The sequence below is a fragment of the Acinetobacter sp. AM genome, from assembly GCF_003105055.1.
Lineage (GTDB): Bacteria > Pseudomonadota > Gammaproteobacteria > Pseudomonadales > Moraxellaceae > Acinetobacter > Acinetobacter tibetensis.
Map to the genome: position 1 here is coordinate 63,184 of NZ_QETG01000019.1, position 8,583 is coordinate 71,766.

General features: G+C 41.2%; 8 protein-coding genes. 3 read left to right on the forward strand and 5 right to left on the reverse strand.

Annotated features, from left to right (window positions below):
- Positions 1–52: 52 nt before the first annotated feature.
- The gene (locus tag DCO44_RS11415; RefSeq protein ID WP_116761978.1) at positions 53–997 is read left to right on the forward strand and encodes a metal-dependent hydrolase; all 945 of its coding nucleotides are present in this window, start codon (positions 53–55) and stop codon (positions 995–997) included.
- 95 nt (positions 998–1,092) lie between these two features.
- Positions 1,093–1,512 carry a VOC family protein gene (locus tag DCO44_RS11420; RefSeq protein WP_116761980.1) on the forward strand — a complete coding sequence of 140 codons (420 nt, stop codon included), beginning with the start codon at positions 1,093–1,095 and terminating at the stop codon, positions 1,510–1,512.
- Here the strand turns inward: DCO44_RS11420 and DCO44_RS11425 are convergent.
- The 3 genes from DCO44_RS11425 to DCO44_RS11435 all read right to left on the reverse strand — a co-directional run bounded on the left by DCO44_RS11425 (position 1,509) and on the right by DCO44_RS11435 (position 4,453).
- Positions 1,509–2,753, reverse strand: a complete 1,245-nt coding sequence (locus DCO44_RS11425; protein ID WP_116761982.1) for a dicarboxylate/amino acid:cation symporter — start codon at positions 2,751–2,753, stop codon at positions 1,509–1,511. The two genes, DCO44_RS11420 and DCO44_RS11425, sit on opposite strands and share 4 nt — an antisense overlap.
- 124 nt (positions 2,754–2,877) lie before the next feature.
- Complete coding sequence (locus DCO44_RS11430; RefSeq protein WP_228157547.1) at positions 2,878–3,489, reverse strand: helix-hairpin-helix domain-containing protein; 612 nt, start codon at positions 3,487–3,489, stop codon at positions 2,878–2,880.
- A 91-nt stretch (positions 3,490–3,580) separates the two neighbouring features.
- Positions 3,581–4,453: an acyl-CoA thioesterase gene (locus tag DCO44_RS11435; RefSeq protein WP_116761987.1), complete on the reverse strand. Its 873-nt coding sequence runs from the start codon at positions 4,451–4,453 to the stop codon at positions 3,581–3,583.
- A gap of 290 nt (positions 4,454–4,743) precedes the next feature.
- On the opposite strand from DCO44_RS11435, the gene plsB reads away from it, so the two are divergent.
- Entirely contained in the window at positions 4,744–7,326 is a 2,583-nt protein-coding gene (gene plsB, locus DCO44_RS11440; RefSeq protein ID WP_116761989.1) for a glycerol-3-phosphate 1-O-acyltransferase PlsB, read from the forward strand.
- A gap of 293 nt (positions 7,327–7,619) precedes the next feature.
- On the opposite strand, the gene DCO44_RS11445 is transcribed toward plsB, so the two are convergent.
- Positions 7,620–8,345, reverse strand: coding sequence for a tetratricopeptide repeat protein (locus DCO44_RS11445; RefSeq protein WP_165815713.1), 726 nt, complete (start codon positions 8,343–8,345; stop codon positions 7,620–7,622).
- An 8-nt stretch (positions 8,346–8,353) separates the two neighbouring features.
- On the reverse strand, positions 8,354–8,583 hold a 230-nt coding region (locus DCO44_RS11450), incomplete at its 5' end, for a hypothetical protein (protein ID WP_228157548.1).

Consider the following 8,583-nt stretch of genomic DNA (forward strand, 5'->3'; position numbering starts at 1 on the left):
ACATTTTTTTCATACTGTTTTGAATGCATCAAAAAATGCTTGAGACCGTAGTATGAAACTGTTACAACGCCTGAAAAAAACAAAAAATGGCTCTTCAATTCAATATTGTATTCAACCGCGCAAAGTGAAGTTTGAATGGCAAAATACACCCGTGGACTGGGTGCCAGAACAACCTTTTGTCAGCTATTTTATTAATGAAATTAATATGATTTTACCGGCAGGCGAGTTCTGGTTTTGCCGTCTGTACAATAAAGTCCTATCGCAAATTCAAGATGAAAAACTCAAACAAGATGTACAAGCCTTTATTCGCCAAGAAGCCATGCATGCACAAGCACACAATTCTGCCAACAAAGAATATTTACGCGAACGTCAAATCGACATTCAACGTAATCTGGATCTGATGGATTTCCTGTTTGGAAAACTACTGGCAGACCAACCTCTGGGCTTAAATATTCCCAAACCGCTAGAACATCAATGGGACTTGTTCCGTTTAGGGATTGTTGCCACTGTTGAGCATATGACCTGTGTCTTGGGTAAATATGCACTCTACAATACTGAGTGGCAAAAACGTGGCGCAGATCCTGCCATGCTCGACTTAGTGAAATGGCACGGTGCTGAAGAAATTGAACACCGCACCGTGGCATTCGATTTGTACCACCATTTGGGTGGCAGCTATCTCGCACGTTATTACCTTAGTATTGTAGTGATCGCTGCGGTACTTGGACTATGGGTGGATGGTACAGCACATATCATGCAGCAAGACCCACGCTTTAAATCGATCCGCCCTGCTATCTACAAACCGTGGATTTGGCGTGAATGGTATGCTATTTCTCAACGCAACAATGGTTTGTTGCCAAACCCACTCTGGCTCATCTCCCAACAACTGGGCTACTTAATGCCGTGGTACGACCCTGTACATGAAGCCAAAACTGAAGATGCAATTGCATATCTGAATCAATCGCCTGCGGCCTTGCGTGCCATGCTCAAAATCGCCTAAAACCCGAAAATATCCAAACACTACAAAAAGCAGGCTGAATAGGCCTGCTTTTTCGCTCATTCTAAAACATCATGTTTAGATGTTGAGCTCTCGCCATGCACGCCCATCTTAGTGTACTCACCCTTGCGGTTCATGATCTACAAGCTTCGCTCAATTTTTACTGCCAAGGTCTCGGTTTTAAAAGTAAGGGAATTATCGGTCAAGAATTTGAAAACGGCACGGTCGCCTTTATTGAACTGCAATCAGGTATAAAACTGGCACTTTGGCCGCAACAGAGTTTAAGTCAAGATTCGGGCTTGGCTTTAACGCCATTCTGTCCGACTGGATTTTCGCTAGGACATAATGTTAGTTCAGCAGCCGAAGTCGATGCCATTATGACCCAAGCTGCACAGGCTGGTGCGACCATTACCAAAGCTGCACAAGCCACTTTTTACGGCGGCTACGCAGGCTATTTTCAAGACCCTAATGGACACCTCTGGGAAATTGTCTGGAATCCCTGCTGGGAAAACAGCTAGCTATTTAATTCCGTGACAGCTTCACGGGTATGGCGATCGACCACCACACTAATCATCATATCGCCTTGCACATTGACCACGGTTCGCACCGTATCCAACAAGCGGTCGATTGGCAATAAAATCGCAATCGCCTCTGCGGGTAAACCCACCGATTGCAAAACCATAATCATAGTGACCATCCCAGCACTTGGAATACCTGGCGCTCCCAAAGATGCAATCATTGCGGTTAAGCAGACAATCAGTTGTTGACCTAAACTTAAATCCAAACCAATCAGATTGGCGACAAACAACGCAGCAGCCGCTTCATATAGCGCTGTGCCATCCATGTTCAACTGCGTACCCAGTGGAATCACAAAGCCTGCGGTTGCGGGACTGACTTTGAGATTTTCTTGTGCACATTTCATGGATAGCGGCATGGTGGCTGAACTGGAACTGGTTGCAAATGCGGTAATCAGCGCAGCTCGCGTACCTTTAAAGAACGTCACGGGATCCATCTTGCCAAAAATCCATAACAACAACGGCAACACCACTGCGCCATGAAAAATGGTGGTTCCTGTCACCACCACAGCAAATTCGGCTAAACGGCTCAATACAGAAAGGTCTTCCGTGGCAATCAGCTTGGCGAGTAATGCAAAAATCCCCAATGGGGCCAGTTTCATCACCCAACGAATCATCAGCATCATGATTTCAAAGAACTGTCCTGCAAGCTGACGCACCGCTTTAAATCGCTCACCACCATGTACCAATGCCACACCAATGAAGAGCGCAAATACCACCACCGCCAAGACATTCCCTTCTGCAAAGGCTTTAAATGGATTGATTAACGTATTCTGAATAAAATTGGTAAAGAAAGAAGATGGCGTTAAAGTGTCAGGGGTTTGGTATTGATTCATGTCATTCTGGAATAAGGCGATATCTACCCCCTTCCCGACGTCAAATAAATGCGCACAGCCAATCCCTAAAATTAAGGCTAAAGTGGTGGTGGTGACACAGCAGGCGACCGTGATTTTCCATACTTTTCCAAGTTGCCCACCTGCTTGTAAATTAGATACCCCAACCACGATCGAGCTAAAAATCAGAGGGATTAATAGCATTTTCAGTAGACCAATGAAAATACTACTGATAATGCCCAAGCCATATAAACTGGTGCTAAAGAAACTACTCTGTGGAAAGACACTGAGTAGAAAACCAAAAGCAATCCCCAGAATGGCAGCAATTAAAATCTGTGTGTTTAAATTCATTATGATTGATAAAGCATTTTAACTTAACACTACTATGTCATGCTGATGTTGAAGAATCGAGCAATTTTTTGTCACAACCTTATGATAAAAAAGCCAATAAATGATTCACTTACCCATCGCGTTTTCAACGAAGATATTGTTGGAAGATCATTTGAGCTTTTTCTTCATTTGCTGGTACACCATCAAAGCTAGCACCATTGACAACTAAGCCACAGGTCGAAGCATATAAAACATTTTGTGCTGAACTAAGTGCAATTACTCTGTGAATAACATCAACCCAATCCTTAAATTGCCCACCATTTATACGTTCTTTCACAATTTTTTCGGCTGTTTCCTCAAGGATACTACACACTTTTGCTAACTCAGCAGTTGATGCGGTATTAATTTCCACCAGACGCAATTCATAGCGCAAAGCACGTTTAGCGTCTTTCTCTGCTTGTCTTATTTGACGTTGTTGGGCATTTCTAGCATCGTGAGCTTCATCTTCAGCTTTCTTTCGTGCTAAAGCTTCTGGTGACCTTTCCACCTCTCTTTGTGCTTGAGCTTCTTGCATGGCACGATAAGAGTTTATATCAATACATTTATATTGTTGGTTAATCGTATAGCCATCTTCTAATGCCTGATTGCGCTGCTCTATTGTAAGTAAGGGTTCACCATAACAGGCATTTTGGTATTCTTGTGAAGTCGATGCATCATTTGAACAACTCGAAATCGAGAAACATACACTGACGGTCATAATCGACGCCGTAAGGTGAGTTCGCAATAGTCTTAACATTGAATTTTTAAGCACAGCAAACTCACCTATTCACTATTTTAATTATTTTTTCTTATTGCGTTTCAATTTCTCTGAGCCGAATCAAGCCTTCTTGGGTGGTACTACAGACCAACTCGCCATTTTGCCACATCCGTCCAAAATTCAGCCCCCGCGAGTTGGCACTTACTGTTGCATCCATGTCATACAACATCCAGTCATCCACACGGAAAGGTTTATGGAAATACATGGCATGGTCAATACTGGCACATTGCAAACTTGGAGATAACCAACTCAAACCATGTGGGCGTAATGCCGTGGTCATTAACGTAAAGTCTGAATAAAATGCGGCAATGGCTTGATGCAGTGAAACCTCATCAATTTCTGGCGTAATTGGATCATGGGTACGAATGTAGTGCGCATAAGAAGGTGCAGCAGGTTGTGGCTGATACGGATTTGCTGGATCGATCGGGCGAATCTCGACATGACGATCACGCATAAAGCTGGCACGTACATTTTCAGGTACAAACTCGACCAACATTGTCTTCAATTCAGCTTCTGATTTCACTTGCAGCGGTGCAGGATAATCAGGCTCCTGAATCTGATAATTCAAGCCTTCTTCTGGCTCTGCAAAAGAAACCATCGCGGTAAAAATGGTGCGTCCATGCTGGATGGCACGCACTTGACGGCTGACAAAACTTTTCCCATCTCTTAAACGATCCACTTCATAAATGATGGGTGCATTCACATCGCCCCCGAAGAGGAAATAAGCATGTAAGGAATGTGCGGGACGATCTGCCGTGTAGGAAGCGGCACGTAAAGCCTGCCCCAAAACTTGCCCACCAAAAACACGCTTACCTACCAAATTACGACTTTGACCTCGAAAAATATTCTCTTCGATTTTTTCAAGGCTAAGCAGTTCAACCAATTCTTGAGTTAAGGCATTCATAGCAGACCTGTTTTAAATTTTAGACACACCCATGTTGGTGTTGATTAGAAAGACCATAGAGCGCTCGCTCTAAAACTATATTACATAAATGTTGACCATTCCCCTAGAGATTAATTGACTGTACTGTCACTGTAATTTTCAAATTTAATTGCTAAAAATATGTGGTTTAAGGCTAGAATCTTGGCATAAGCAGTGAATTTATCAGAAAATGACCTCTAGTTTTTGATTACAATTACGCAGAATAATTCCCCCTTCACATTTTGGGGCTTCGTACCGTATTAGGAGTATTTATGTCCAAGCGTGGCTTTGGTCAAATGTATCGCCAGCTTTCCAGCAAGCTGCTTGACCTTGTGGTAACCCCTCATATTTTGGGTGAAGTACCCAGCAACCCGACAACTCCAACAACCAGCGAAGACCCAAATGTTGCTCGTACACCGAGCAAAAAAGTGGTGTGTTACGTCTTACAAAACTATTCGCGTAGCAATGCCTTGGTGGTCGATGGCGAAACCCGTCGTTTACAATTACCCGCCGCATTAGACTCTCTCTTGATTGGTGAACATAAAGAAAAAGCCTCGATCTTATTCTTGCAACATCATGATGAGCAGAACTTACTGAGCCCACCACCCAATACGCTTCCACCCCGTCTATTACGCTTCATCGACTTACTCGAAAAGCATCCAGACTTAGATATTGAACTGGTGCCTGTAACGGTACTGTGGGGTCGTTCACCAGATAAAGAAGACTCTTGGTTTAAACTGTTATTTACCGATACGTGGGCAACACCAAGCCGTGTGAAACAACTGGTGAATATTGGCTTGCATGGACGTGAATCTTATCTGGAATTCCACGAAGCCCAATCCTTACGTGACCTGATCCAGTATGCCAAAACCACCCATCCAAATTTATCACCTGCGACGTATATTATTAGCAGCTTAAATAACTATATGGATGCACAGCGTGAAGTGGTGCTTGGTCCTGATTTGTCAGACCGTCGTAACGTCATGCACAGCCTGATTAAGGCAAAAGATGTACAAGATGCCATTCGTCGGGAAAGTATTCGCAGCAAAATCAGTATGCTAGAAGCAGAGCGTCGTGCGATTAGTTATTTAAATGAAATTGTCTCGGACTATTCATCTTCTGCGGTACGCTTTGCTGATATGGCGCTGACGCGTTTATGGACGCAGCTCTATGATGGCGTTGAAGTGCATAACTTCAGCACGGTACGTGAACTGGCGAAAGAATACGAAATTATTTATACCCCATGTCACCGTAGTCATATCGACTACCTGTTATTGTCTTATGTGATTTATAAACGTGGCTTGATGGTGCCGTACATTGCGGCGGGCGACAACCTGAATATGCCATTTGTGGGTCAATTATTACGTGGTGGCGGTGCGTTCTTTATTCGCCGAACTTTCCGTGGCAATGGCTTATACACTACTGTCTTTAAAGAATATTTATACAGTATTCTATCGCGTAACACGCCTTTGGAATATTTCATTGAAGGCGGACGTTCACGCACAGGCCGTCTATTGCCCGCAAAAACAGGCATGCTCGCCATGACGGTGCACAGCCATCTTCGTGGACGTGCAAAACCGATTGTGTTTGTTCCCACCTATATTGGCTATGAACGCCTAATGGAAGGCTCAACCTATGTTGGTGAAATGCAAGGCAAACCGAAAGAAGCAGAATCAGTCCTTGGGATTGTCAAAACCCTGCGCAAAATTGAACGTATCTTCGGTAAAGTACATGTGAACTTTGGTGAACCTGTATTCCTTGACGACAAACTTAAAGCCTTTGGTGCTGAAAATATTCGCATTGAGAAAAATGACGATCCAATTCCAAATGAAGTCTCCGATGCTGTGAGTAGTGCTGCGCATACCATTTTGGAAAACATCAACCGTGCCGTAGTGATTAACCCTGTATCTTTGTTGTCTTTAATTTTATTGGCGACACCAAAACATACACTGGATGAAGAACTGTGCATTAAACAGTTAGATGCTTACCGCAATTTGCTGACTGCATTGCCTTATGATGAACGCACGCAAGTTACACCACTTTCTGGCAAAGAAATTATTGCCTATGGTTTAAAACTCAAACTGATTAAGCGCGTGAAACACGTTCTGGGTGACATTATCGCGATTGAAGACAATCAAGCCGTATTACTCACCTACTTCCGCAATAACATTGTGCATGCTTTTGTCTTGCCATCTTTGATTGCAGCATTGGTGGAACATAACGGCATCATCAAGCGTCAAGATTTATGCAATGTCATTCGCACCCTGTATCCATTCTTGAAAGCTGAGTTGTTCCTGAAATGGGATGACGAAAGCTTAAAAGCGCAAATTTCCGCTTACGCAGATGCTTTACTCAGTACAAAACTGATTACTGAAGATGCCGATGGACACTTGATTTCTCCTGCACCAAATACTGAAGAACATAATCAATTGTTAGTGCTCGCGGGTCCTGTAATGCAAAGCCTAGAGCGCTATTACATGACCTTAGCGCTGATTACGCAGCGTGGTTCTGGCAACATCTCGACGCGTCAAGTGGAAGAGTTGAGCCACTTGGTGGGTCAGCGCTTATCCGTATTGTATGAGTTCAATTCACCAGAGTTCTTTGATAAAGCGCTATTCCAAAGTTTTATTCGTGTACTGACTCAACAGGGTTATATCAGTACCAATGCCGAAGGCTCTATTGTGTTTGACAGCAACTTTAGCAATATTGCTGCTAATGCCAATTTGGTACTGGATGATGTGACTTTGCAAATGTTGCAGCACATTACTACCTTTAGCGATGAAGAGTTGAAACAGGTGTTAGATGCGGTTGCTGCACAACAAGCGAAACGTCGTTTGAAGCGCAAGAAGAAGTAATTTTAAGAAGCATAGGTATCTGCGATTTTAGATACCTATGCTGTATGTATAACAAGAAAGTTTTTGTCGATTTTGGATAATCGCTATTCTACTAAATGGACAATTATTTAATCGATAATTCTAGCTTATAGGTTTCGAATGAAAAATTTATTTAAAACAAAATTAATCCTTAAGTAATTAAGTACAGTGATAAATCCATCTTTTAACTCTTCCATACATTTAAAATATAGCTATTTTTATCTTAAAAATTTATCTTTTAGGTACAATCTTTTAACATATTTATTAATCCTCTATTAATGTATTAGAAAGTCATTTACTCTCTTTGGTATTTTATTAGACAACCCTAATTTATTCATTTTATTGTAATAAGTTGAGTAATCCTTTTTAGCCTTTACTTTATTTTTTAATGCTATATAGGTATCAGCTCTATTTAAATAGGCCACAGTTCTATTGGGATCCAATTCAATAACGTGATCTAAAATTCTTAAAGCGTCTTTATAATATCCTAATTGATATAAATAAAATGCAACATCATTAATTTCCAAAACATCATCTTTCGTATAAGTAAAAAGTTGACAGTTTATTTTTTCTAATATTTTATTTATTTCAGATTTTTCCGATTTATTAAGTTTTTTTAAATCAAGAGCTAAATTATAGTTAAAGTTGTTTACGGATCCACGACCCCCAGCAACATCTGTAATCCACACAGGATTTACACTTTTTTGATTCCAGATTCCTCCACACATGCCTCGTAGAGCTGTTGGAATAGCATCAACAATAACTTTATTCTTATTATTAATAATTAAACAATATCTTTCATCTTCATTGGTGATTGGTAATGTCATGAAATTATAGGTTTTGTTAGAATATAAATATTCAGATGGAATTTCCTCTCGTGCCATACTAGGTTTTACATTGTCTAAACTAATAGGACTACAGTTCTTATAATGTAAAAATAAATCGCCAGCATTTACCGAAAAAATAGTGCTAGTAAATAGTAAAAATAAAAGGTTTTTCATTATAGTGTTCATCCTAACAGGGTTGCTAAAACTTTTTTAGTTTTATTAAATCTTAAAACTGGGTCTGTCATTCCTTTCCTGTTTTTCCCATAATATTCTACAATTTTATTTTCATAATAAGCATGCTTTTCTCCCCAATTTTCAGGGTTTTCATCCACAGTAGGATTATTCTTAAAAAAATCATTGAGTGCATCTCCCAACATTTTTGTTACATGGCCTGGTCTATTGATAGAGTGAT